Origin of the sequence: Myxococcus vastator, from assembly GCF_010894475.1 — a bacterium.
Classification (GTDB): domain Bacteria; phylum Myxococcota; class Myxococcia; order Myxococcales; family Myxococcaceae; genus Myxococcus; species Myxococcus vastator.
The window spans coordinates 1-23,512 of record NZ_JAAIYB010000083.1; the positions used below are offsets into that span (position 1 = coordinate 1).

19 protein-coding genes are annotated in these 23,512 nt (G+C 71.2%); 11 read left to right on the forward strand and 8 right to left on the reverse strand.

Annotated features, from left to right (window positions below):
• From G4D87_RS11105 to G4D87_RS11125, 5 genes are all read left to right on the forward strand, one after another.
• Positions 1-339, forward strand: a 339-nt coding sequence (locus tag G4D87_RS11105) for a hypothetical protein (protein WP_163781716.1), incomplete at its 5' end; no start/stop codon positions are given.
• A 7-nt stretch (positions 340-346) separates the two neighbouring features.
• Positions 347-1,831: a DUF8173 domain-containing protein gene (locus tag G4D87_RS11110; protein ID WP_163781718.1), complete on the forward strand. Its 1,485-nt coding sequence runs from the start codon at positions 347-349 to the stop codon at positions 1,829-1,831.
• A 233-nt stretch (positions 1,832-2,064) separates the two neighbouring features.
• Positions 2,065-3,411 carry a 2Fe-2S iron-sulfur cluster-binding protein gene (locus G4D87_RS11115; protein ID WP_163781721.1) on the forward strand — a complete coding sequence of 449 codons (1,347 nt, stop codon included), beginning with the start codon at positions 2,065-2,067 and terminating at the stop codon, positions 3,409-3,411.
• The gene (locus tag G4D87_RS11120) at positions 3,408-4,925 is read left to right on the forward strand and encodes an FAD-dependent oxidoreductase (RefSeq protein WP_163781723.1); all 1,518 of its coding nucleotides are present in this window, start codon (positions 3,408-3,410) and stop codon (positions 4,923-4,925) included. Before G4D87_RS11115 ends, G4D87_RS11120 begins: the two co-directional genes overlap by 4 nt.
• Before the next feature lie 287 nt (positions 4,926-5,212).
• On the forward strand, positions 5,213-6,007 hold the full coding sequence (locus tag G4D87_RS11125; RefSeq protein WP_163781725.1) for a trypsin-like serine peptidase: 795 nt from the start codon (positions 5,213-5,215) through the stop codon (positions 6,005-6,007).
• Between the two features lie 16 nt (positions 6,008-6,023).
• On the opposite strand, the gene G4D87_RS11130 is transcribed toward G4D87_RS11125, so the two are convergent.
• Positions 6,024-6,881, reverse strand: a complete 858-nt coding sequence (locus tag G4D87_RS11130; RefSeq protein ID WP_163781727.1) for an SDR family NAD(P)-dependent oxidoreductase — start codon at positions 6,879-6,881, stop codon at positions 6,024-6,026.
• 155 nt (positions 6,882-7,036) lie between these two features.
• Between G4D87_RS11130 and G4D87_RS11135 the strand changes: the two genes are divergently transcribed.
• Positions 7,037-7,504: a universal stress protein gene (locus G4D87_RS11135; protein ID WP_163781749.1), complete on the forward strand. Its 468-nt coding sequence runs from the start codon at positions 7,037-7,039 to the stop codon at positions 7,502-7,504.
• Positions 7,505-7,510: 6 nt separating this feature from the next.
• Here G4D87_RS11135 and G4D87_RS11140 read toward each other — a convergent pair whose 3' ends face one another.
• On the reverse strand, positions 7,511-8,545 hold the full coding sequence (locus G4D87_RS11140; protein WP_240358191.1) for a hypothetical protein: 1,035 nt from the start codon (positions 8,543-8,545) through the stop codon (positions 7,511-7,513).
• A 171-nt stretch (positions 8,546-8,716) separates the two neighbouring features.
• On the opposite strand from G4D87_RS11140, the gene G4D87_RS11145 reads away from it, so the two are divergent.
• Complete coding sequence (locus tag G4D87_RS11145) at positions 8,717-9,244, forward strand: hypothetical protein (RefSeq protein ID WP_163781729.1); 528 nt, start codon at positions 8,717-8,719, stop codon at positions 9,242-9,244.
• A gap of 1 nt (position 9,245) precedes the next feature.
• On the opposite strand, the gene G4D87_RS11150 is transcribed toward G4D87_RS11145, so the two are convergent.
• The 4 genes from G4D87_RS11150 to G4D87_RS11165 form a co-directional block, all read right to left on the reverse strand.
• The gene (locus G4D87_RS11150; protein WP_205507533.1) at positions 9,246-10,028 is read right to left on the reverse strand and encodes a lysophospholipid acyltransferase family protein; all 783 of its coding nucleotides are present in this window, start codon (positions 10,026-10,028) and stop codon (positions 9,246-9,248) included.
• 18 nt (positions 10,029-10,046) lie between these two features.
• Positions 10,047-10,829 carry an exodeoxyribonuclease III gene (locus G4D87_RS11155; RefSeq protein WP_163781732.1) on the reverse strand — a complete coding sequence of 261 codons (783 nt, stop codon included), beginning with the start codon at positions 10,827-10,829 and terminating at the stop codon, positions 10,047-10,049.
• A gap of 73 nt (positions 10,830-10,902) precedes the next feature.
• A complete protein-coding gene (locus G4D87_RS11160) occupies positions 10,903-12,816 on the reverse strand; it encodes a lamin tail domain-containing protein (protein WP_163781734.1) in 1,914 nt (637 codons plus the stop codon).
• A 161-nt stretch (positions 12,817-12,977) separates the two neighbouring features.
• Positions 12,978-17,375: a tetratricopeptide repeat protein gene (locus G4D87_RS11165; protein WP_163781736.1), complete on the reverse strand. Its 4,398-nt coding sequence runs from the start codon at positions 17,373-17,375 to the stop codon at positions 12,978-12,980.
• Between the two features lie 155 nt (positions 17,376-17,530).
• On the opposite strand from G4D87_RS11165, the gene G4D87_RS11170 reads away from it, so the two are divergent.
• Positions 17,531-18,445, forward strand: a complete 915-nt coding sequence (locus G4D87_RS11170; protein WP_163781738.1) for a DUF6310 domain-containing protein — start codon at positions 17,531-17,533, stop codon at positions 18,443-18,445.
• Between the two features lies 1 nt (position 18,446).
• Positions 18,447-19,205, forward strand: coding sequence for a DUF5953 family protein (locus tag G4D87_RS11175; RefSeq protein ID WP_163781740.1), 759 nt, complete (start codon positions 18,447-18,449; stop codon positions 19,203-19,205).
• A gap of 39 nt (positions 19,206-19,244) precedes the next feature.
• On the opposite strand, the gene G4D87_RS11180 is transcribed toward G4D87_RS11175, so the two are convergent.
• Complete coding sequence (locus tag G4D87_RS11180; RefSeq protein ID WP_163781742.1) at positions 19,245-20,213, reverse strand: alpha/beta fold hydrolase; 969 nt, start codon at positions 20,211-20,213, stop codon at positions 19,245-19,247.
• A gap of 86 nt (positions 20,214-20,299) precedes the next feature.
• Here G4D87_RS11180 and G4D87_RS11185 point away from each other — a divergent pair, with 86 nt between their 5' ends.
• On the forward strand, positions 20,300-21,082 hold the full coding sequence (locus tag G4D87_RS11185) for a phytanoyl-CoA dioxygenase family protein (RefSeq protein ID WP_163781744.1): 783 nt from the start codon (positions 20,300-20,302) through the stop codon (positions 21,080-21,082).
• Between the two features lie 2 nt (positions 21,083-21,084).
• Here the strand turns inward: G4D87_RS11185 and G4D87_RS11190 are convergent, their stop codons facing one another.
• Positions 21,085-23,154, reverse strand: coding sequence for an ATP-binding protein (locus tag G4D87_RS11190; protein ID WP_240358192.1), 2,070 nt, complete (start codon positions 23,152-23,154; stop codon positions 21,085-21,087).
• Between the two features lie 184 nt (positions 23,155-23,338).
• Between G4D87_RS11190 and G4D87_RS11195 the strand changes: the two genes are divergently transcribed.
• Positions 23,339-23,512, forward strand: a 174-nt coding sequence (locus G4D87_RS11195; protein ID WP_205507535.1) for a WbqC family protein, incomplete at its 3' end; no start/stop codon positions are given.

The following is a 23,512-nucleotide window of genomic DNA, read 5'->3' on the forward strand; positions in this document are numbered from 1 at the left end:
CCGCCCACCCTGGTGGCCAGCGTCATGGCGCGCGTGTCCGCCGAACCCGTGCCCCGGCGCCGTGAGGTCTGGTCCGGGCTGGCCATCCTGCTGACGTCGATGCTGGGCGGGCTGGGCTACCTGGTGATGAGCGACCAGGCGCTCGGCCGGCTGGGAACCGGGCTGGCCTCCGTGCTGGTGCAGGGGCGGCCCTTCGTCGAAGGCGTCCTCAGCGGCGCCAACGCGTTGTGGAGCACCGCGGGCCTGACGGTGGCCTGCTCCCTCGCCTTCCTCCTGCTGACGTCGCTGTACGGCCTCAAGCGGCTCGTCGGCACCGGTCCCTCTCCTTCCGAAGCGTGAGCGAACCATGAAGATCCTCTCTCGAATCCTCTTCCCCGCTCTGCTGCTCGGCGCCCCCCTGGCGCTTGCCCAGGACACGGCGCCCCAGGCCGCCGTGACGGCTCCCGCCAAGAGCACCGTCGACATCAGCTTCCGCGGCACCCTGCGCGACGCCCTCAAGACGATCGCCGACAAGGGCGGCCTCAACCTGGTCGTCACCGGTGACCTGGACGTGCCCGCCGAGGTCCACCTGCGCGGCGTCACGGCGAACCAGGCCCTGCGCACCGTGGCCCGCGCCTACTCGCTGCGGCTGGACCAGGACGGCACCATCTTCACGCTGCGGCCCATGACGGCGCAGGAGAGGCACGCCGCCGAATCGGGTGCGGCCAACGCCCACGTCGCGCCCGCCGCGCCGGAGGCCCCGCCCGCGCCGGAGGCTCCAACCGCGCCCAGCGCTCCGCCCGCGCCGGAGGCCCCGCCCGTGATGGCGGCACCGCCCATCCCTCCGATTCCCGACCTCCCGAGCGAGTTCGCCGAGGAGACGCGGGAGGAAATGAAGCGCGCCCGGGACGAGATGAAGCGGGCCCGCGACGAGGTGCGGCGCACCGTGCGTCGCAAGGGCAGCCGCGACGTGGTGGCGCGCGGACAGAGCCTGGAGGTGAAGGAAGGCCAGGCGGTGGAGAGCGCCGTGGTGTACGGCGGCAACCTGGTGGTCAACGGCCACGTCCGGGATGACGCGGTCGCCTTCGGCGGCAACCTGGAGGTCCACGGCCGCGTGGACGGGGACGCCCACGCCTTCGGCGGCAACGTCATCCTGGGGCCGGACGCACGCGTGGAAGGCGACGTGTCTGCCTTTGGCGGCTCCGTGGAGCGCGACGACGACGCCCAGGTGGAAGGCAGCATCGAGTCCTTCGGCGGCGCGGGCCTTGGCCGCATGGTGGCCAGCGAAATCAAGAAGGGCGTGAAGGAAGCCAAGGACCCCTCCGAAGACCGGAGGGACCGGGACGATGACGGCGCGGGCCTGGCGGGCTTCATCCTCACCTTCGCGGTGCTCTTCGGGCTCGGCTTCCTGGGACAGATGTTCTTCCCCGCGCGCATGAAGCAGCTGGGTGAGGAGGTGCGCCGCAAGCCGGTGCAGACGGGGCTCACCGGCTTCGTGGGACTGCTGGCGATGCTTCCCCTCACGGTGGTGCTGTGCATCACCATCATCGGCATCCCGGTGGCGCTGGTGCTGTGGATGGCGGCCCCCGTGGCGGCGGCGCTCGGCTACGCGGCGGTGGCGAGTGAGCTGGGCACGCGACTGCCCGTCCTCAGGGGCCGGAAGACGCAGGCGGTGGTGCTGGCCCTGGGGCTGCTGGTGCTGATGGTGGTGGGCGCGCTCCCCATCGTCGGCCCCATCCTCACCACGCTGGTCGGGCTGATGGCCCTGGGCGCGGTGGTCCGCACCCGCTTCGGGCACCGGCCGCAGGGCATGCCCGAGCCCATCATCCCCTCGACCGAGCAGCCTGTCTGACAGGGCTTGCCGGGTGCTTTGCCCGGCGCGTCACGCACTGACGCGAGCCTTCACGGGGACTGTCCCGGGCGCCCACGGCCCGGGACGGTCCCCGCTCGTTTTACGGTGTGCGCCTTAGCCAGGCTCGGGCACGCCATCACCGCGCCTGTCAGCCAGGCGTGTTGGGCATACCGCGTCATGCCTTCAGAGGCTTTGACCGCCCGGTCCGCCTAAGCCATTTTGCGCGCACCCATATGCGACGCCTCCCCGACGTACCGCCGCGCGGCCGGGCCATCACCGTGGACCTCGAGGGCGAGAGCCTCCCCGCCATCGAAGGTGAGCCGGTGGCGTGCTCGCTGATTGCCGCGGGTGAGCCCATGCTCGCCCGCTCCATCAAGTACCACCGGCCGCGAGGCCCCTACTGCTTCGCCGGGGCCTGCTCGCATTGCCTGATGCGGGTGGACGGCGTGCCCAATGTCTACGCGTGCCGCACGCCCGCGCGGGAGGGCATGAAGCTGGAGCGGCAGAACGCCTACCCCTCCGCGAAGGTGGACATCTTCGAGAGCATCGACTGGTTCTTCCCCAAGGGCATGGACCACCACGAGATGTTCGCCGGCGTGCCGGTGGCCGAGCAGGTGATGGCCAAGGTGGCGCGGCAGCTCGCGGGGCTGGGCCTCTTGCCCAGGACGCCCGCGCCGGTGACGGCGCCCGCGCGCACGGTGCGCACCCGCGTGGCGGTGGTGGGCGGCGGCGCGGCGGGCCTGGCGGCGGCGCGCGTGCTGACCGAGCGGGACGTGGGCTTCCTCCTCATCGAGCGGGACGACGCGCTCGGTGGCCGGCTCGCGAACGGCGCGCCGGAGGCCGGCGGACCCAGCCTGGACGACGTCCACCGCATCTCCCCCAGCAGCGTGCTCACGCGGGCCACCGCGCTGGGCCTGTATGACGACGAGGCGGGGCGCTTCCTCGCGGTGGGCACCTGGGAGGCGGACGCGCCGCGCCTGGTGAAGGTGTACTCGGAGCGCTTCCTGCTCACGCCCGGCGGCCATCCGCCCACGCTGCCCTTCGAGAACAACGACTTGCCCGGCGTCTACGCGGGCCGCGCGGCCAGCCTGCTGCTGCGCCGCTACGACGTGGCGCCCCAGACGGCGGCCCTGGTGGGCTGGGGCGCGGAGCTGCACGCGCTGGCGAACCTGCTCCAGGAGCGCGGCACGAAGGTGGTGGCGGTGGTGGACCTGCGGGACTCGCCGCCGCCGGGCGCCCATGCCACGGCGGTGCGCGGCGGCGAGCCCAAGGCCCATGGCCTGCGCGGCGTGAGCGCCTTCAGCTACACGCGCGAGGGCGGCGGCCGGGAGAAGGTGTCGTGTGACGCGGTGCTGGTGTCCGTCCCCGTCAGCCCCAGCTTCGAGCTGGCGCGGCAGGGCGGCGCGAAGGTGCCGTTCGACGCGCAGCGCGGGCTCTTCGTGGTGGAGACGGACGCGGACGGACGCACCCATGCGCCGGACGTGTACGCCGCGGGGGACGTCACGGGCGGAGGCACGGCGAAGGACGCGGCGGCGGCCGGACGGCGCGCGGCCCAGGCGCTGGTGGGAGGGCTGTCATGAGCAAGGCGATGATCTGCTCCTGTGAAGACGTCACCGTCGACGACATCCGTCACGCGGTGTCCCGGGGCTTCTGCGACGTGGAGTCGGTGAAGCGCTACACCGGCTTCGGCACCGGCATCTGCCAGGGCAAGAGCTGCAGCGCGGCGGTGGCCGCGCTGCTGGAGAAGGAGAAGGCGCTCAAGCCCGCGGCCGTGGTGCCCTTCACGCCGCGCCCGCCGCTCTACCCCACCGAGCTGCGGCTGCTGGCCTCCGCGCCCGTGGACGAGTCCCAGCCGCCCGTGGGCGGGCTGCCCCAGGACGTGGACGCCTTCCCCGCCGCGCTGCGCCCGGAGGGCCCGGTGCCCGCGAAGGCGAAGGTGGTCATCATCGGCGGCGGCATCATGGGCCTGGCGCTGGCGTACAACCTGGCGCGCGCCGGTGAGACGGACGTGGTGGTGCTGGAGCGCGGCTACCTGTGCGCGGGCGCGTCCGGCCGCAACGGCGGCGGCGTGCGCATGCAGTGGGGCACGCCCTCGCTGGTGGAGCTGGCCAAGCGCTCCATCGACCTGATGAAGGGCTTCGCGCGCGAGCTGGGCATCAACGTCTGGCTGCGCCAGGGGGGCTACATCTTCCTGGCGAAGACGAAGCCGGTGGCCCAGCGGCTGGAGCGCAACGTCTCGCTGCACAACCGCTTCGGCGTCCCCACCCGGCTCATCACCCCCGACGAGGCGCGCGGCATCGTCCCCGGCCTCACGATGAAGGACTGCCTCGTCGCGTCCTACAATCCGGAGGACGGCGTCATCTTCCCCTGGCCCTTCCTGTGGGGCTACGCGCAGGGCTGCCAGAAGCGCGGCGTCCGCGTGGAGACGTACACGGACGTCACCGGCTTCGAAACGAGCGGCGGCCAGGTGCGCAAGGTGAAGACGACGCGCGGGGATATCGCCTGCGACACCGTGGTGCTGGCCGCCGGCGCCTGGAGCCCCCAGGTGGCGAAGCTTTTGGACGTGAAGCTGCCCAACGAGCCGCACCGGCACGAAATCCTCAGCACCGAACCGCTGAAGCCCTTCCTGACGCCGCTGGTGTCCGTGCTCGACAGCGGGCTGTACTTCAGCCAGTCCATGCGCGGCGAAATCGTGGGCGGCATGGGCGACGCCAAGGAGCCCGCGGGCCTCAACATGGGCAGCACCCTGCGCTTCGTGTCGCGCTTCGCGCAGGCGCTGATGGAGCAGCTGCCCGCCGTTGGCCACGTGAAGGTGCTGCGCCAGTGGGCCGGCTGCTACGACGTGACGCCGGACAACAACCCGATCCTGGGACGCACCCCGGGCCTGGACAACCTGCTCCAGATGTCAGGCTTCGTGGGCCACGGCTTCATGATGGCCCCCGCCGTCGCGGAGCGGATGGCCCAGTGGATGGCCACCGGCGAGTCCGATGAGCTCTTCACCCGCTTCAACCTCCGGCGCTACTCCGACGCGGCGGGCCATTCGCGCGACTTCGGCTCCGGCACCCTGGAGCGCGAGGACATGGTCATCGGCTGAGGCCCTGTACTTTTCCAGAGCCTGTCCTGGCCGGAGACAACGGCGGGGGAACGGATTGACCCGGACCGCGTCACCTCCGGATAATCTCGCAAATCACGAATTTCACTGACCGCCCCGGCGGGATCGTGAAACCCCTTTACACCAGCAACCCGGTTGCCGGGACAGGGACGCACCAGTCGCGCACGTCGGCGCGGTGCGCGCTCCGAGTGAGGGGGCTCCGGGTGGAGGCATGGCACGGCGCGTGCCTTGGCGCCTCGCCGCGCAATCCAGCGCGAGGAGGTGTTCCGATGTTCCCGAAGAGCGTTCGTGCGCTGTTCCTGGTGGGAGCCCTGTCTGCCTGCGGTACCGAAGCACCGCTCGACGTTCCCAACGCGGACGGCCAGGAGCCGCTGCAGTCGCAAGAGTCCAACGTCATCGTGGGCACGGTGAACTGGGTGAGCGCCACCACCCTGTCCGGCACGCAGCGCACGCGCTCGCGCGCGGTGGGCTATCTGTCCATTCCGGCGGTGGGCTCGCGCTGCACGGCGTGGCTGGTGTCGCGGGACGTCATCATCACCAACAACCACTGCGTCGGCAGCAGCTCCCAGGCCTCCGGCGCGCGCGCGTCCTTCAACTACGAGGACGGCGTCAGCTCCAGCGCGCGCGTCTGGTACAACTGCGGCACGATGATCCGCACCTGGGCCGGCGACGACATGACGGCGCTGCGCTGCACGGCCACCAACGGCCAGCTCCCGGGTGACGTCTACGGCTGGCTGACGGTGGCCAGCGCCAACGCCGCCACCAACTCCAGCATCTACGTGGTCCACCAGAACTGCGACTACTACACGTCCAGCGGCTGCACGCCGACGAAGAAGTCCTCGCCGGGCGTGGTGCTCAACGCGAACTACAGCACCACGGACCTGTCCTACAACGCGGACACGCTGGGCGGCTCGTCCGGCTCGCCCGTGCTGTCCTCCTCCTCGCACCAGGTGGTGGGGCTGCACCACTACGGCCTGGGCGGCAACTCGCAAGGGCGCGGCACGGCCAACTCCGGCGTGAAGGCCACGCGCGTGAAGGCGCGCCTGGCGGAGATTGGCCTCTAGCGTCGAGCCACGCCTGTCACGCGGGTGATGGCTCGCCCGACAGCGGCAGCGTCTTCGGGGCCTGCCCAGGGAGCAGCAACGCCTCCCGCCGCAGGCTCCGCAGCGCCATCCGCCCCAGGCTCCGCTTGAGCCCGCGTGGCAGCATTGGCAGCAGCCGCATCACCCACCGGTGCCCCAGGCCCGGGTACACCAGGGCCTCGCCGCGCTCGAAGCCGGCGAGCGCCTCGCGGGCGCAGCGCTCCAGCGACAGGTGGAAGAACGGCGCCAGGGACTCCGTGCCTTCCGTGCCCGCTTCCCACAGCGGCCCCGGCGCCACGCGCGTCACCGTGACGCCCTGCCCCTCCACCTCCAGGCGCAGCGCCTCCGTGAAGCCATCCAGGAAGCGCTGGGTGGCGGCGAAGGTGGCGGAGCCCGGCAGGATGAGCTGCGCCGCGCCGGAGCCGATGTTGAGGATGCCGCCCCGCCCCCGCTCCAGCATGGGCTTGAGCAACCGGTGCGTCAGCAGCGCCGGCGCCCAGACGTTGGCGCGCAGCATGGCCTCCACACGCGCCCAGCCCTCCTGGGCATACAGCCCCTGGTCGCCTTCCGAGGCGTTGTTCACCAGCACGTCCACGCGGACGAACTGCGCCCCCAGCGAAGCGAGCAGCGCGTCCACCTGCCGGGGATCACACACGTCGTGGGATTCGACGAGCACGCCCAGCGTCGGGTAGTGCAGCAGCAGTTCCTCGCGCAGGGGCTCCAGGGCCTGGGCCTCACGGTCCACGAGCACCAGGGTCCGAACGCGACGCGCAAGCAGCCGGGCAAGCTCCCGGCCAATCCCCCGAGCCGCGCCGATGATGAGCACGGTCCCTTGGTCGATGGGGAGAGGACGCATGACAAAATCCTCCGTTCGTTGAGGTGCCCATCCTGCGCATGCCTTGCGCGGTCTGCCGCTCCCCCCGCAAGGTTTGCACGCCTGGCCAGCGGCCAGCCGGCGAGGCGCTGGCACGGCGCTTCCATATGGAGCGGGCCATGCCCAGAAAAGAAGACATGGCGACTGTTTCCCGAATCCTCGTTCCCGTGGACCTGTCGGATGGCTCCCGGGAAGTCATTGACTACGCGGTGAAGCTCGCGCGGTCCTTCAAGGCGTCGGTCGAGGTGGTCCACGCCTGGGAGCCGCCCCAGTACGTGGCGCCCGACCTGCTGGTGGCCGCGCCTGGGTGGAACTCCCAATCCCTGGAGCACGTCGCCGTGGAGACAGCGACGAAGGAGCTGACGGCGCAGGTGAACCAGGGTGAGCCACCCGGCGTCCCCCTGAGCCAGAAAATCGTCGTGGGTGAGGCGGCCACCACCATCCTCGACCTCGCCGAGCAGGACCAATGCGACCTCATCGTCATGGGCACCCACGGCCGGCGCGGACTCCCCCGCCTGCTCCTGGGGAGCGTGGCGCAGAAGGTCGTCGCCCGCGCGTCCTGCCCGGTGCTCACCATCCACCTGTCCGAGCAGAAACCGCGCTGACGCGCGTCACGGCCCTGGGGCGGAAGCCACCGGAGGAGCGGTCTGCTCCCCTGCCTTCCGCCGCGCGGCCAGCACCGTGGGCGCGGCCAGCACCGCCATGGAGGCGACGACGAGCGCGGCGCCCACCAGCTCCAGGGCCCCCGCGCCCGGCTGCCCCAGCGTGACAGACATCACCACCGTGGCCACCACCCCGGCGAGCACGCTGGACGCGCGATTCACCGGCACGCAGAAGGCATTCTCCCGCCCGTCCAGGAGGATGAGGCCGCCGAAGATGCCGGTGGCCTGCGACAGCAACCCCACCGCGACCTCGGAGGCCAGGTGGCCTCGCGACAAGGCCCCGGTGAAGCCGTCGCGGATGTCCCCGAGCACGCCGTCACCGCCCATGAGGGCCAGCATCGCCAGGGTGCCCACCAGCACCGGCGTGGCCACCATCTGCTCCTCCACGAAGTAGCGGATGGAGACTTCACGCTCGCCGGACTTGGCCAGCTGGCTCATGGCGCGCAGCCGGAAGAAATAGGCCGCCAGGTACACGCCCACGTCCACCGTGGCCAGGAGCGTCAGCGTGGGGCTCACCGACGAGCCCGCGGCCACCGCCACCGCCGCGAAGCTCAAGCCCAAGGCCACCCAGGAGGGCCAGCGCACCCGCCGTCCACTGAGGACGTCCACCAGCGGCGCCAGGACGAGCACGCCGCCGCGCATCAGCAGCATCATGAAGACGATGGACGCCCCCGGCAGGGTGTACGCCAGCGTCGTGGTGCCGATGATGGCCGCTGAGCAGAACCCCGACAGCAGCGTCCACCGCCCCGGCACCGGCACCTGGAGGCCCAGCACCTGACGGTGCCCCGCGTGACGCCACCAGCGCATCCACGTGAGGAAGGCGAACATTCCCACCAGCGAGGCCGCGGTGCTCACCGGCAGGAGCGTGAAGCCGGAGATGCCCTGCCCCATGCCGGGCAAGGCGCCTCCGGACAGCGCCTTCGTCAGCGCGCTGTAGGGGGCATAGGCCACGAAGTAGCCCAGGGCATAGCCCCAGATGCTCAAGTCACGGGCGTCGTCATCTCGAAGGGGCGTGGCGGACAGGACGTGTTCCCGGGTGGAGGGTGGGAATTGAAGTGTGCAAGCAGCACGCCGGGAACGCGACGGGCCTGTGCACGAAATCGTTTCCGGACGGGCGCGTATGCAGCGGTGTCACGGCTTTCACAGGAGCCTCGCATGCGCTCGTCCCCCCTTGCCGCTCTGGCCCTCGGGCTCACCCTCGCCACCCCTGCCCTCGCCGAGGACGACGCGAAGCCACCCCAGAAGTGGAAGGTGGTGTGCGCCACGCAGTCGAAGGACGGCAGCCGCGCCGTCCAGGGCACGGACCTGATCATCGAAGCGGGTGAGAAGGTGAAGGACGGCGTCGCCGTGGAGGGCAACGTCATCGTCCGCAAGGGCGCGGTGGTGGAGGACGTCGTCGCCATCCGGGGCCGCGTCATCGTCGAAGCCGGTGCCCGGGTGACGGGCAGCGCGGTGTCTCTGGGCGGAGAGGTCCGCGTCCACAAGGGCGCCACTGTCGACGGGGACGCCATCGCCCTGGGGGGACGGCTGAAGGTGGATCAGGACGAGGCGGTCAAGGGCGACAAGGTCAGCCTGTCCTTCGAGATTGGCGGCCGGGACATCGTGCGCGGCTTCATTGAAGACGCGCTCGACGAGGAGACCGGCTGCCACATCGTCGACGACAGCGACAAGCAGGACGTCTGAGTCACGCGGCGCTGGCCGGCCCCGGAGGCACGGCCGGCTCGGTGCCGGTGCGCGTCAGCGGCATCAGCGAGGCCCGCAGCGTCAAGATCTGCTCGCGGGCCAGGTTCTTCAGCGTCTCCACGTCCGCCAGCGTCATCCCCTTGGTGGAGATGGGCGTGCCCACCGTCACCAGGCCGCGCGAGGTGGCGAAGCGCCAGGAGTGCTTCGGCAGCGCCCGCCGCGTCCCGCTCACCGCCAGGGGCAGCACGTCCGCCTGCGCTTCAATGGCCAGCCGGAACGCGCCGTCCTTGAAGGGCAGCAGGTCATCCGTCTTCGAGCGCGTCCCCTCCGGGAAGATCATCACCGGCATGCCCTTGGCCAGCCACTGGCGGCACTTCGCCATGGCGCCCGTCGCCGAGTCCCGGTCGCCGCGATTCACGGGGATGTCCCCCGCCATCCACATGCTCCAGCCCACCACGGGAATCTTGAAGAGGCTGGCCTTGCCCAGCCACTTCATCTCCCACGGCAGGTGAGAAATCAGGAACGGGTCCGCGTTGGACTCGTGGTTGCTCACGACCACCGTGTTCGGCGCGAGCTTGTCCGGCACCGGGCCGTGCACGCCGAAGCGCCAGAACGGCGTCAGCTTCGCCGCGGTGACGCCGATGAGCCGGAAGCAGCGCCCCGTCACGTGGCGCTTGCGGTCAAAGGCCCAGGTCAGGATGGCCAGCGACAGCTGCACCCAGAAGCCGACCAGCGCCACCAGGCCAATCTCGATCCACGTCCAGATGGAGAGCAGTGCGTTCATGAGAGCCTCGAACAAGCGTCAGCGAACCGCGGGGTCCAGATCCACGCTCACCGGACAGTGGTCCGAGCCGAGCACGTCCGGGTGGATGCCAGCCTTGCGCACGTAGGTCATGGCCGCTGGCGAGGCCAGGACATAGTCGATTCTCCAGCCGATGTTCTTCTCCCGAACGCCGAACCGCTGACTCCACCACGAATAGTGCCCCCCACCCTTGTTGAAGTGGCGGAAGGTGTCCACCCAGCCGGCGCGGAGCCACCGGTCGAACTCCTCGCGCTCCTCGGGCCGGAAGCCGCTCGTCTCCCGGTTCTCCCTGGGCCGCGCCAGGTCGAGGTCTTGATGCGCCGTGTTAAAGTCGCCCATCACCAGCACCCGGCCACCGTCGCGCAGGGGCTTCTCCAGCCGCTCGAAGAGGCGCCGGTAGAAGGTCAGCTTGTAGGGGATGCGGCTGAGGTCCCGGTCCTTCCCGTTGCCGTTGGGAAAGTAGCCGTTCACCACGGTGAGCTTGCCGAAGCGGGCAATCTGCAGGCGCCCTTCGACGTCCAGTTCGCCCACGCCGAGCACCGTCACGACTTCATCGGGCTCCAGGCGGCTGTACAGCCCGACGCCGCTGTAGCCCGGCCGCTCCGCCGCCACGAAGTGCGTCTTCCACCGGGGCGGTGAGCGCACCTCGTCGGGGAGCTGGTCGGCGCGCGCGCGGACCTCCTGCAGGCCAACGACTTGCGCCCGGCACCCCGCGAGCCAGGGCAGGAAGCCCTTGCGGTGCACCGAGCGCAGTCCGTTCACGTTCCACGAAACGACTCGCACGGGGAAGGCTTATGGCCCGCCCCGTGCGGCATTACCAGCCCCTACCGCACACACGGGCGGTAGGGGCGGACTGCTACGGCTCCGCCGCGCTCGACGTGTTCTGCGGCTGGCGCGTCGGGCGGATGATGAAGTCCGCCGCGTTGTCGTTCGAGTCGTGGCCGTTGCCCAGCAGCGCGTCCGCGCCGTCCACCATGGACTCCACGGTCGACGTGGCCGAGGCCTTGCGCTCGAAGCTGCCGGCGGCGGGCGCCGAGCCTGGGATGCGGTTGCCCTCCGGCTGGTTGGCGGTGCTCCCGTAGCCCACCGTGTCCACGACCAGCACGGAGTCGATGGGGTCGCTCCCCAGCAGCTCCGGGTAGCCAATGCGCACATGGCCGCCGCCAGCGCCCATCGCGAAGCTGGTGCCCCAGCTCACGTCACGCCCCGTGGCGCCAGTGCCCGAGTACGCGCCCGCGCCCACCAGGAAGTAGCCGCGCGCCGCGATGATGGAGCCGTCCGGCAGCGAGTAGTTGCCGGTGTAGCCGGCGGTGCCCGTCGCGGACTTGTACTGGACCTTCCAGCCGCTCAGGTCCACCGGGCTCGACGTGGGGTTGTAGAGCTCGATGAACTCATCGCCGGCACCACCCGGGCCCTGCGGCGCGACCTCGCTGATGACGATGTGGCCCGTGCTGCTGCCTCCGCCGCTCACCTGAACCGCCGCCGCGATGGACGAACCGTTCAGCGCGGCCACCAGCTGGCCCTCGCCGCCCTCGCTGCCCGCGGTGAAGTCGAACTTGGCGGACAGGCTGTTGGCCGTCACCGTCACCGTCGCCGGCACCGTGCCCAGCGACGCGGGCTCCAGCGCGAGCTGGATGACCGTGTCCTGCGCCGGGGGGACGTCCAGCTCCACCGTGAAGCCCTGCGTCTGGCCCGCGCTCACCGAGATGACCTCGGGCGACAGCGTGGACAGCTCAGCGGCCTGATCCACCGCGAGCACCCGGACCGTGGCCTCGCGCGTGTCGTTGCCCAGCGTGGCCGTCAGCGTCGCCTTGTCCGTCTCCGGATCCGCGGCCAGGTCCGCCGTCACCTGCACCGTGGCGGAGCGCTCACCCGGGGCGATGCGTACCAGGCCACCCTGCACGTTCAGCACGGCGCTGGACGAAGCAACCTCCACCCAGACCTCCGCCGGAGCGTCCTCACGCAGACGCACCGTCAGCGCCTCGGGGAACGTCGCCCCCGTGGTGCCGGAGCGCGCGAAGGTGCCCGTCGGACCGAAGCTGTCCAGCGCGACCTGGACCGTGCCCGCGTCCGTACCGGCGTCATCCTCGCCCGTGCCCGCGTCGGTGCCGGCGTCATCCTCGCCCGTGCCCGCGTCGGTGCCGGCGTCGTCCTCACCCGTGCCCGCGTCGGTGCCGGCGTCGTCCTCACCCGTGCCCGCGTCCGTACCGGCGTCGTCCTCGCCCGTGCCCGCGTCGGTGCCGGCGTCATCCTCGCCCGTGCCCGCGTCGGTGCCGGCGTCGAGGTCAGGACCCGGGCCACCGTCCAGGTCGGTGCCCGCGTCGTCCTCACCCGAACCACCATCCTCAGCGGTGCCCGCGTCGTCCTCGCCGGTGCCCGCGTCCTCGGTGGTACCCGCGTCGTCCTCGCCGGTGCCCGCGTCCTCGCCGGTGCCCGCGTCCTCGGTGGTGCCCGCGTCCTCGGTGGTGCCCGCGTCCTCGGTGGTACCCGCGTCGTCCTCGCCGGTGCCCGCGTCGTCCTCGCCGGTGCCCGCGTCGTCCTCGACGATGCCGCCGTCCTCTTCGCCCGTGCCCGCGTCGTCCGTGGTGGGACGACGGCAGGAGTTGTCACAGGTGTCGTCGTTGTTCCGGTTGCCGTCGTCGCACGTCTCGCCGGCCTCGACGACGCCATTGCCGCAAACGGGCCGGACTTCAGGGTCGTCGCCACATGCGGACATCAAAAGGAGCAGCGCGGACAGCGGCGCCAGCAATTGCTGGAAGGACCAGGACATGGGCAAAGGGTCTCCGTTGAATCTTGAAGAGCCCCCTGCATCCCATATCTGTCACCCGCGACGCAATCCGGGCGGCAGTTTCCGTTTTCACTGGACCCGAACCCGGCGTCTGATCCTCCCGGCGGAGGCAAGGGCCGACGGGAGGCGGCGCGGACCGGCCGTCAGGCTCGCTTCTCAGCGAGGATTTCCATGACGATCTCCGTCGTGGAGCCCCGCCGCGCGGCCTGCTCGGCGTGACGCCGGGCTTCTTCCCGCTGGCCCAGCCTCCAGTGCATCTCCGCGATGTTCGACAGAATCGCGTGGGACATCTCCGGGTCACCTGTCTTGCCGGTGTGTCCGTCCACCGACGTCTCGTTGGCGGCGAAGGCCTTGTGGAACCAGTCGAGCGCCTCCGCGTGGCGGCCCAGCGCGTCGAGCGCGGCGCCGTACAGGTTGAGCAGCCGGGCGCGCCCCACGGAGTCACGCGCGGCGCGGAGGGCCGGCTCGATGCGCTCCAGCGCCGCGGTGGGGTCATCGCGTTCGAGCCAGGCGACGCGCGCGTCGAAGAAGCGCACCTGTCCATCTTCGGGCGCGACGGCGAGCGCGGCGTCCGCCACCTGGCGCGCCTCCGTCAGGCGCCTGGCCTTCACCAGGGACCAGCCGAACTGAAGGCGCGAGAACGTGGCCAGTCGCGTCGTCTCCGCGTGGCGGCTCGCGTGGGCCGTGTTCCGGGCGAGCGCCCGCCCGAACTCGGCGCCCCGTGGGTCTCCGCGCAACAGCCCCTGGAAGAGCAACTGGTACGCCAGCTCCGCGTCCGCCTCCTGCTCACACTTCGCCAGGCGCTCGTACAGCCTGGGAAGCACCCCACGGGACTCCCAGTACGGCCAGGCGAGCGTGAAGAAGCGCTGCCAACCCGTCCGGTCCGACTCGAGGGGGACCTCCTGGGGCCAGAGGGGGCCCGCCGCGGCCACCGCGCTGGCGATGCGCTGCGCCGTCCAGTGCCGCACCGCGCTCGCCGAGCCCTCCGGCGCGTCGTCGCCGAAGTCACTCGCGAGGAACTCGCTTTCGTCAAGGCGGGCCTCGTTGCCGGCCCTCACCGTCTCCTCGTCGGGAGCCCAGCCACTTCGCACCAGGGGGAGCAGGAGCCTGTCCGTCTCGGCGCCCTGTCGCGCGCACGCGGACTCGAGCGCGGCGCGCAGGCGGACGATGCGCGCGTCGCCCAGGTCCGCGAGCGCACGCGCCAGCACCTCGTCAACCTCCCCAGGCGACGCGAGGTAGCGCTCCAGCAGGGGCACCGTGGCGTCCTCGTCGGCGCGGCCGAGCTCCACGCGCGCCTGGAGCGCCAGACGGGTGTCGCTGGCATCAACGAGGCTCAGCAGCCGCGCGCGGGCCCCGGCGTGGCCGCGCCGGGCCAGGGCGATGAGGCCAGGGAGTCCTTGGTGAACGTCGCGCGCGGCCACGGCGAGCCACGCGCGCGCGCAGCCCTCCAGGTCGACGTCGAGCAGCTCGAGTGAGAGCCGGCCGGCGGCCTCGAGCCCCTCCTGCTCGAAGAGGGCCAGGACGTCGGCGCGGACGGCGGCGTCGCGGCGCGCGCGGGCCACGAGGTTCGGCATCGACAGGCCCGCATCCGCGGCGCTCAGCAGCTCCCGGAGCGTCCGCTCGGCGCGCGGCGCGTCCGCGGCGCGGAGGGGCAGCGCCGCGCCCCCTCCCGGGAGGACGTCGAGGACCTCGAGGCCATCCTCGGTGTCGAGCGCGAGCAAGAAGGTCCGCGCGGAGGTGCGGTGCGCGAAGGCCGCCGCGGCTTCACGGAGGAGCGCGCGGCACACCCGAAGCTGCTCGTGCATGGCGCGCTGCTCTCGCGCGTCCTCCAGCGCCCGCGTCTGTCGTTCCGCGGCCATGGAGGACGCGGGGGCGACCAGGGCCGGCGGTGGCGTCCCAACCCCCTTGAGCGGCAGCTCCCCGGAGTTGTCATACCCCAGGGACACAACGCTGCAGGGCGGCTGGCCGCGCAGGCCGGCCCACAGCCCCGTCATCCAGGAGAGGACGAGACCCCCCAGGGGCGCGTGCCCCCCACCGGCGGGGGCCCGGACGCCGTCGCGCGCCCACGCCTCCAGGTGGCCGAACAGCCACTCCCGCACTCGCGGGAGGAGGGCCTCGACGTGCGCGGTGAAGGGCGCCGTGTCGAGCTCCACGGACGACAGCGGCAGCACGGTGTCATGGGTGACGGCGGTGCCATGGCGGCCCCTGAGGGAGAGGGCCCGGGGGCCGAGGCGGGAGCCATCCGCGCCCACCAGGAAGACCTCGCGCGCGACTGCGCCGGAGACCTCCACCACTCGGCCGCGCGCCGAGAAGGCCCATGGCGCCGCGTCGCTCGCCGCGGCCTTCGGGGAGGCGCCCAGGTGCAGCTTGTGCTTGCCGCGCAGCACCTCGCCCACCTCCACCAGCCAGACCCACTCCCCCCGGGTCAGCGCGGCGGCCCCTTCACGCGTGGAGACGAGCTCGAAGTCCACGTCGTCAATCCAACGCCGCAGGGGGACCGGTCGCGTGGGCTCACTCACGTCGAAGAGGACCAGGTGCCGCCCGGCGGTGACGAGCAGTTGTCCAGGCCCGGTGAAGCCGAGCTGGCCAATGGCGCTGTGGCCAGGCATGGCGAGCGGGGCCAGCCACTGCAACGTGTCGCCCGTGGCGCGGTAGAGGTTGAGCGCCTCGCCGTTCGCGCAGGCCAGGAGCGCGCCCTGCGCGGCCATGGGGCCGTCCCCGGAGCGGGGGCTCTGGAGCGTCGCTCGCGCCTGACCCGCCGCATCCAGCAGCACGAGCGTCGAGCCCACGGCCGCCACGACCCCGGCCTCCAGCGCGACGAGCTCCTCGATGCGGGGGCTGAACGTGGCGAGTGTCTTCGCGCCCCCGTCCGCGCGGTACTCGCGCAGCGTGCCCTCCCTGTCGGCCCCCCACCAGCTTCCACCCGGGCGCTCCACGAACGCGAGGAAGTACGAACGCTTGGACTCCGCGTCGGCATCTTCGAGCGGCGCGATCAGCGCCCGCGTTGCGGGCTCGACGGCGAGGATCCGCGCCGGCTCCAGCCTCAGCGGGGAGAGGTCGAGCCGCTCGCAGGCGTCGCGGCTGGCGCGCACGGCCGCTTCGAAGTCCCGGTGCGCCTTCAGGAGGGGACTCAGCCCCGGCGAGGCCTCCACGTGAACGAGCAGGTGCTCGCGGACCCCTCCGGCGAGGGCGGCGCGCAGCGTGGCGGAGGCCTGCTCCGGCGCATGCGCCTGCTGAAGCAGCGCGAGCACCGCCAACGCGTCACTCCCGGCTCTGTCCTTGTCGACCAGGGGCAGCGCCTCGTCGAGGCGCCCGAGTGCACCGAGCGCCAGCGCCCGCTCCGGGAGGGCATTATTGCTGGCCACGCGCAGCACGTCCTCCCAGCGCCCAAGCCCGGTGAGGGCCCGTGTCTCCATCCAGGATGAGCGGTCCTCTTCGGCGAGCTGTTCGAAATGGGCGAGCACCGCGGCCCACTGCCCGGCGTCCAGCGCGTCCGCGGCAAGCGCGCGTTGGAGGGCCCCACGCGTCGGCGCGGCCACCTCGAGGCCCGCCAGAAGGATGAGCAGCCGCTCGAGGCTGACGACACGCGCGAGGCCGGTGACGTACCGGAGCTGCTCATGGGCGGTGGGGAGCGCGGCGAGGGTGGCCGCCACCTCCTCGGCGCTCGCGGGCAGCGGTGGCGCGACGTCGCCAGCATCGAGCCCGCCGCTGGCCCTGAAGAACCCGAGCAAGGCGTTGATGATGGCGGGCGGCGTCGGCCCTCCGAACCGGGGGTGGGTGTGGCCCGCGCTGAAGCGCACATCGAAGTCCTCGCCCTTGAAGCGCGCGGTGACGTGCAGTTCCTTCCGGTCCGCGCGGGCTTGGACGACCTGGGCATGGGACCAACAGCGGATGGCGGGCGGCCCGCCGCTTTCACCCTCACCTTCTGGGTAGAAGAGGACCAGCGTGTCGCCTTCGAGGGACGCGCGCGGATAGACGCTGCCGTAGCCGTGCTCCTTCCGGTGCTCCTGCACGGGCCAGAGGGGTGCGCCTCGGGGGTGACAGAAGGAGACGAGCTGGGCCTCGGTTCCGTCCATGGACACGAAAACGCCGACGGGCTGCTCGAAGCGCTCCGCCAGCAGGCGCGTGCCAAGCTCGATGGCGCTGGCGACGAGGGCGCGGTGGAGCTCGAGCCACCAGGCCAGGAAGGAGGCATTGCGCGCCTCATCGCGGAAGTGGAGCGGCGCGAGCGGCGTCCAGTCCTCGGGCGTGGGGAGCGTCCGCTCACCTCGGGACAACGCGTCGAGCTCGTCGAGCCACGGCGTCAGCGAGACAAAGCCGGCGGCCGCCGCGTCTCCCGTCACGTAGGGGTAGTTGTCCCACTCGGTGCCAAGCCAGACGCCCACGCGCAGCCGGTCCTGGGTGGGGGCGAGCACGATGACGCGCAGGTCCTGGGCGTGCACCTCGTCCGCGAGCCTCGCGGTGATGACGTCCAGGAGTTCGGTGGGCCAGGTGGCGGCGAAGGCGGGACGCCGGGCGTAGTGAAGCGCGGGGAGTGCCATGCGCCGCAACAAACCACGGACCTCCCGCCCCGGCGAAGCGCATCCCTCGCCAACGGGCACGTACCGAGTCCCCGCGTCATCAGCGCGCGCTGGCATACTCCAGAATGGGCCATCCCGGACCCGGAGCGCCTTGCCTTGGTGGAAGAGCGATGGTCATGCGTTCTCGCGCTTGCATCGGACTCCTGCTTCTTCTCTCCGCTTGCGCGACGTCGACACCGTCGCCCAGCGCGCGGGGAACTCGAAGCCAGAGAATCGCCAACCTCCAGCGAGCGGCGACGCTGCCCTGGACGGACGGTGGGCAGTGCGTTGTTCGCGAGGCTTCCCAGCCTTGGCCCGTGCTGATTGAGCGGTGCTATCAGGCCCTCGACCATGACAGGCTCGAGTTCCACGACACTGAGGGAAGATGCGCGGTCGCCTCCGCTGGCGCGGGGGCCATGGGCGTCGGGCTCTGCGTCCTGGTGGCTCCTGAAATCGTTGTCGGAGCCGTCATCGTCCTTGGCGTGGTGGTGGTCGCCGTCGCCATCAAGGAAGAACTGGATGCATATGCGCTCCGCCACGCCTACCCCGAGGAGGCAGGGGCCTCACGAGGAGCGAAGGTGGCATCCCGGGAAGCTGAAGCGCAACGCAACCCCAAGCTGAAGCCCGAGCCAGCGGGGCAGGATGGGTTCCCCCCGGTGCCGACCGAGCCACTGGGTCGCGAGCGACATCCCGAGTGCAGGCCGGTCCCAGTGTCGCACCGAGGCGGAAACGACAATCACAACCGGTGCGCTGACGCAATCAGGAACAACAGCGTCCCCGGCTGGGATGTGCTTGTCAACGGCAAGCAGTTCGACGCACTGGTGCTTGCCACGCGCACGTTATGGGAAGTCAAGACTGATGACTTCGACATACAATCTCTTCGCTCTCAGAGGTTCTTCGCCAAGGTGAAGTTGCCGGAGATAAAGCGCGAGAAAAGACTCGCAGAAGCATGCGGGTACAACTTTGCCATTGGTGTGCGAAGCGCCGCGCACAAAGCCGCGCTGCTTGAACTGGACCGCTCCCTCAATGTCGTCGTCATGGATTGGTGCTGAGATGGCAACAACGAAAAAACACCTACGCCTTGCCGTCTACGCACCTGCGATTGTCGGCGACGACGGTCGTCCTCTTGCCATTGTTCATGGAATGGAAAGTGCTGTTCCCGGCTTGCGGCTGGGATGGACGAGCTCTGAAACAGAGGAACTCATTGAACTACCCCATCGTGATGAATGGGTCGAGGCCAACAGAACAGACGGAGGGTTGCCGTTCCTGTGCAACGATGATGAGAAGCATGTGGTGACGGTTGCCGGGTGGGAAAGCCCAGGGCGGATTGCCCCCGGAAGCCGGCCACGCTTTGAGGTCCATGCGGACTGGCCACTCGACGAAGCCGGTATCGCAGCGGCGGTAGAGGTGTTGGCGACAACAGGCGACAGCGCTCGCGCGTTCTGGGGGTACGTGGATCCGGAGGGGATAGCCGTGACAGTGGCTCAGCAATTTCGCCACCCGGGGGATGAGTCGCCCGCTCCGCCCCACGGTCTGCCCTTCCTCAAACTCCCAGAGGAACTTCGTTCCGATGAGATTCCGCATTTCCTCGGGTGGCTGAACTACTGGTCTGCCGCAGCCGCGCAGGCCATCGGGTTCCCGGACCCGACTCGTGACGCCGAGCTGCTCTCGCGAGCACGGCGCACGACATCGGGCGGGTGGGTCGTGCAACTCACCGACGCGCCGCTCGACCTGGACAACCCCGCTCACCTGGACGCGCTCCTGCGGGCCTATGAGCGGTTCCCGGAGATTGGCGGACGCGCAGCGCCTTGACCCGCCTCAAGGGCCCAGGACACGACGCCGCTCCAGGCGCTAAACCGGAGGCACCGGAGCGTGCTCCCCCACTGCGTGGGGCGGCTCCAACCCGTGGTCCACGAGGAAGACGCGCACGGCCTCGGCGATCTCCGACCCGGCCTCCAGCAGGCCCGCGTGCCCCGCGTCATCCACCCGCATCCAATGTGCGTGTGGCATCACGTCACGCATCCGCTCCATCTCCCCCAGCGGGACGAGCAGGTCGTTGCTGGCGGCGACGATGAGCGTGGGCACCTGCACCGTCCTGGCCACGTCCCAGGCGTGGCCCTCCACCATGCCCCGGAGGGTGTACCAGTAGGCGCGGGGGCTCATCCGGCGCAGGGCGAGCATGAACTCGTCGATGTCCGCCCGAGGCGCCCGGGCCCGGAGCGCCCCCACCATGCGGCCCAACGGATAGGCGAAGCGGCTGGCCATCACCGCGTGCGCCACGGGCGCCGCCAGCGGCAGCGTGGGCGTGGCCAGCTTGAGCATGCCCCGGGCGGCGGACAGGAACGCGCGGGCCCCCGCCGTGTCCACCCCCGAGCCGAACGCACCCGGCGCCCCGGCGATGAGCGTCATGGACGGCACCAGGTCCGGCCGCCGCCGGTACAGGTCCAGCAGGACGCGCACGCCCATGGAGAACGCCACGTGGTGCGGCGGCTTGCCGTCCCCCCGGGCCATCAGCGCCTCGGTGACGCGCTCCAAATCATCCACGTGCACGGGAATCTGGTACCCGTCCGCCAGGGACTCATCGCTGCTGCCGTGGCCCCGGTAGTTCCAGTGCACCACCCGGTGGTCCTGCTCCAGGTTCGCCACCAGGTAGCGCCAGAAGTTCTCCGAGGAGCCAATCCCGTTCGTCAGCAGCACCGTGGGGCGGGCCGCCAGCTCCGAGTCGGCGGTGGCCTCCCGGAGGTTGCCGAAGTGGGTATGCCAGGCGACCCGGGTACCATCCGGGGCAGTCACAAAGCGCGTGGTGCGACGGTAGGGCATGCCACCTCCCACCATGCGGCGCCCGGGCCGGGGGCGCAAGCATCAACCTGCCCTGACGGGCTCGTGCCGGGGTATGAGGGGGCGCCATGCTTTGCGTCGACGTGGAACGGTTCGATATCCGCCCTGCCCTGGCCCACTACGCCGAGCACGGCTACGCGAAGCTGGGCCGCGTGCTGGGGGACGAGGGCCTGGACGCGCTGCGCGAGCGAGCCGACGACCTGATGCTGGGCCGGGTCGTCCACCCGGGCCTCTTCTTCCAGCCGGACGCCACCACCGGCCGCTACGAGGACGCCCCCCTGGGCCTGGGCTGGCAGGGCCCCTCCCTGGACTACCGCAAGCTGGAGAAGCTGGAGAAGGACCCGCGCTTCCTGGCGTGGCTGGAGAACCCGCTGTTCGAGCGCCTCGCCCGGGCCCGCATCCCCGGCGACATCGTCCTCTACCGCGCCATCCTCTTCCACAAGGGACAGGCCGGCGGCAGCAACCTGCCCTGGCACCAGGATGGTGGCCGGCTATGGGGGCTCACCCAGGAGCCGGAGCTGCAGCTCTGGACCGCGCTGGATGACGCCCCCGAGGACGGCGGCTGTCTGGAGGTCATCCCGGGCAGCCACCGCGGCGGCCTGGTGACGCCCCTGGGCGGGGTGGTTCCTCCGGACGCGGTGGCGGCGGCCGACGCCGAAGCCCGCGCCATCTCCCTGCCGGTGCGCGCCGGCGAGGCCCTCCTGGTCCACAACCACCTCTGGCACCGCTCCGGACGCGGGCGCCCCGGCCTGCGCCGCCGCGCCTTCTCCGCCTGCTACATGGACGCGGACGTGCGCTGCCTGCGCAAGAAGAAGGCCCCGCGCGTCTTCCCGCCCGTGTTCCGCCGCTGAGCTCAGCCCACCAGGGGCATGCGCAGCGGCGGCGCCACCGGCTCCTTCGCGCGCTGCGCCACCGGCAGGGAGACGCGGAAGGTGCTGCCTCGCCCCTCCTCGCTCTCCACGGAGATGTCTCCACCGAAGCCGGTGACGATGCCGTGGCAGATGGACAGGCCCAGCCCCGTGCCCTCGCCCACCGGCTTGGTGGTGAAGAAGGGGTCGAAGATGCGGGCGCGCACCTCCGGCGGCATCCCCACGCCCGTGTCCCGCACCTCGATGACGACGCGGTCCCCGGCCTTCCGCAAGGTCAGCCGGACCTCGTGCTGCTCCGAACGGCCCAACGGGATGGCCTGCGCGGCGTTGATGAGCAGGTTGAGGAACACCTGTCCGAAGCGGCCCTCGTTGCCCTCCACCAGCGGCACCTCGCGATAGTCGCGGACCAACTGCGCGCGCTGCTTCAGCTCGCTGCGCGCCAGGGTGATGGCCGACTCGAGCACCGCCTGCACGTTGACGGCGGTGGCCACCTCGTCATCGCCCCGGGAGAAGGTCCTCAAGTCCCGGACGATCTGCCGCACGCGGTGCGCGCCGTCGGTGGCCTCACGCAGCACCTCCTCCAGCTCCCCCATGCGGCCCGATGGCAGCTCCCGCGCCAGGGCGTGCAGCTCGCCCGCGAGGAACGACAGGTTGGAGAGGACGAAGGCCAGCGGGTTGTTGATTTCATGCGCCACGCCCGCCGCCAGCGTGCCCACCGCCGCCAGCCGGTCCGACACCACGAGCTGCGCCTGCATCGCCTTGCGGTCGGTGACATCCACCGCCACGCCCGCCAGCAGCCGCCGCCCCGAGCGCTCCCGCACGATGAAGCGGTAGGTGAGCCAGTGGCGCTCGGTGCCGTCGAGGGCGGGAATCATCGTCTCGGAGATGCTCTGCTTCCCGGACGCGAGCACCGCCTCGTCGTCCCGGCGCGACTGTTCGGCGGAGGCCGCGGGCATCAGCTCCAGGTCGGCCACGTGGGACATGTCCACGCCCACCGGGTAGCCGAAGAACCGGCTGTAGCGTGCGTTCACCCAGATGCGGCGGCCCTGCTCGTCCTTCATGAAGGCCACCGCGGGGATGTTGTCCATGAAGGACGCGAACAGCTCCTGCGACTCCTCCAGCGCGCCCATCGCCAGGGTGTTCTGCGCCATCAACTCCTGACGCGCCTGGGCCTCGGCCGCGTTGCCCATGGCCGCGCCGAGCAGGCCCGCCATCAGCTCCAGCGTGCGCACGTCCCGGTCCTCGAACGCGTTCGGCCGCCGGCTGGTGACGTTGAGCGCGCCCACCGGGCGGCCCTCGCGCCACAGCGGGACGCAAATCATCGACCGCGCGCCCACGTGGCGCAGCGCCTCCACGTTGACCCGGACGTCCGTCTCCGAGTCATCCGTCCGCATCACCTCGCCGCTCAGCAGGCTGATGCCCGTGAGGCTGCCCTCCACCTTCAGCCGGAAGCCGATGAAGGGCGCCAGGCTGCCGGTGGCCACCAGGTATTTCACCTCCTCGGTGGCCTCCTCCATCAGCGCCACCGCCGCGCCATCCGCGCCGCACAGCACCCGCGAGCGCTCGCACAGCAGCCGCATCAGCTCGTCGAGCCCGTAGCCCGCCATCGACACGTCTGCCTGCATCTGGATGATGGAGGCCAGCCGCGACAGCTCGCCCCGCGCCTCCGCCTCGGACGTTTGCCGCTGACGCCGCGCCGCCATCCGCCGCTCCAGCAACACCCGCCGTGCGCGCACCTGCACCGGGGTGAAGGGCTCCACCAGGAACTCGTCCACCCCCGCGGCCAGCAGCGGCTCGAGCGCCGCGTCAGTGCCTTCCCGCGCCAGTCCCAGCACCAGCGGCTCCTCGGGACGGGCCCGCGTCCGCAGCGTGTCCAGCCAGCGCGCGTCCTCCGCCAGGTCCGCCGCGTCCACCACCAGTACGTCCATGGGCCCGTGCCCCAGCGCCGCGCCGGCTTCCACCAGGTCCGCGGTGATGAGCACGGCCTGGCCCTGGCGCCGCAGCTCCTCCGCCACGGGGTGCCGCGCATCGGTGGTGAGACACAGGAACTTCATCCAGTCGCCCTGCTCCGTGGCCCCAAACACACGGGCTGTAAAATACTACGGTTCTGCAGCATGGCATTTCCAGCCGGGAGCATCCGGAGCGCTGGGGTCAAGTACACCCCATGCCCGCTGGAACGTGCGGGACGGCGGGCAAACGGGTGGCCACGGGGTGGCGGCGGGACGTTATCCTCCGCGCGTGCCGGGCATCCCTGGAGTCGTGGTCGCCGAGCAGCCGCACTACCTGCCGTGGGTGGACTTCCACGAGCAGTTGGCCCGCGCGGGGACCTTCGTCGTGCTGGACAACGTGCAGTGGCTGCGGCGCGGCTGGCAGCGGCGCACGCGGGTGGCGCTGCCCCACAACGTCCCCCTG

Bases quoted from the DNA above. Each gene is read 5' to 3' on its own strand.
- G4D87_RS11110 (WP_163781718.1), top strand. From the start codon at position 347: ATGAAGATCCTCTCTCGAATCCTCTTCCCCGCTCTGCTGCTCGGCGCC.
- G4D87_RS11115 (WP_163781721.1), top strand. From the start codon at position 2,065: ATGCGACGCCTCCCCGACGTACCGCCGCGCGGCCGGGCCATCACCGTG.
- G4D87_RS11120 (WP_163781723.1), top strand. From the start codon at position 3,408: ATGAGCAAGGCGATGATCTGCTCCTGTGAAGACGTCACCGTCGACGAC.
- G4D87_RS11125 (WP_163781725.1), top strand. From the start codon at position 5,213: ATGTTCCCGAAGAGCGTTCGTGCGCTGTTCCTGGTGGGAGCCCTGTCT.
- G4D87_RS11130 (WP_163781727.1), bottom strand. From the start codon at position 6,881: ATGCGTCCTCTCCCCATCGACCAAGGGACCGTGCTCATCATCGGCGCG.
- G4D87_RS11135 (WP_163781749.1), top strand. From the start codon at position 7,037: ATGGCGACTGTTTCCCGAATCCTCGTTCCCGTGGACCTGTCGGATGGC.
- G4D87_RS11145 (WP_163781729.1), top strand. From the start codon at position 8,717: ATGCGCTCGTCCCCCCTTGCCGCTCTGGCCCTCGGGCTCACCCTCGCC.
- G4D87_RS11150 (WP_205507533.1), bottom strand. From the start codon at position 10,028: ATGAACGCACTGCTCTCCATCTGGACGTGGATCGAGATTGGCCTGGTG.
- G4D87_RS11160 (WP_163781734.1), bottom strand. From the start codon at position 12,816: ATGTCCTGGTCCTTCCAGCAATTGCTGGCGCCGCTGTCCGCGCTGCTC.
- G4D87_RS11165 (WP_163781736.1), bottom strand. From the start codon at position 17,375: ATGGCACTCCCCGCGCTTCACTACGCCCGGCGTCCCGCCTTCGCCGCC.
- G4D87_RS11170 (WP_163781738.1), top strand. From the start codon at position 17,531: ATGCGTTCTCGCGCTTGCATCGGACTCCTGCTTCTTCTCTCCGCTTGC.
- G4D87_RS11175 (WP_163781740.1), top strand. From the start codon at position 18,447: ATGGCAACAACGAAAAAACACCTACGCCTTGCCGTCTACGCACCTGCG.
- G4D87_RS11180 (WP_163781742.1), bottom strand. From the start codon at position 20,213: ATGCCCTACCGTCGCACCACGCGCTTTGTGACTGCCCCGGATGGTACC.
- G4D87_RS11185 (WP_163781744.1), top strand. From the start codon at position 20,300: ATGCTTTGCGTCGACGTGGAACGGTTCGATATCCGCCCTGCCCTGGCC.
- G4D87_RS11190 (WP_240358192.1), bottom strand. From the start codon at position 23,154: ATGAAGTTCCTGTGTCTCACCACCGATGCGCGGCACCCCGTGGCGGAG.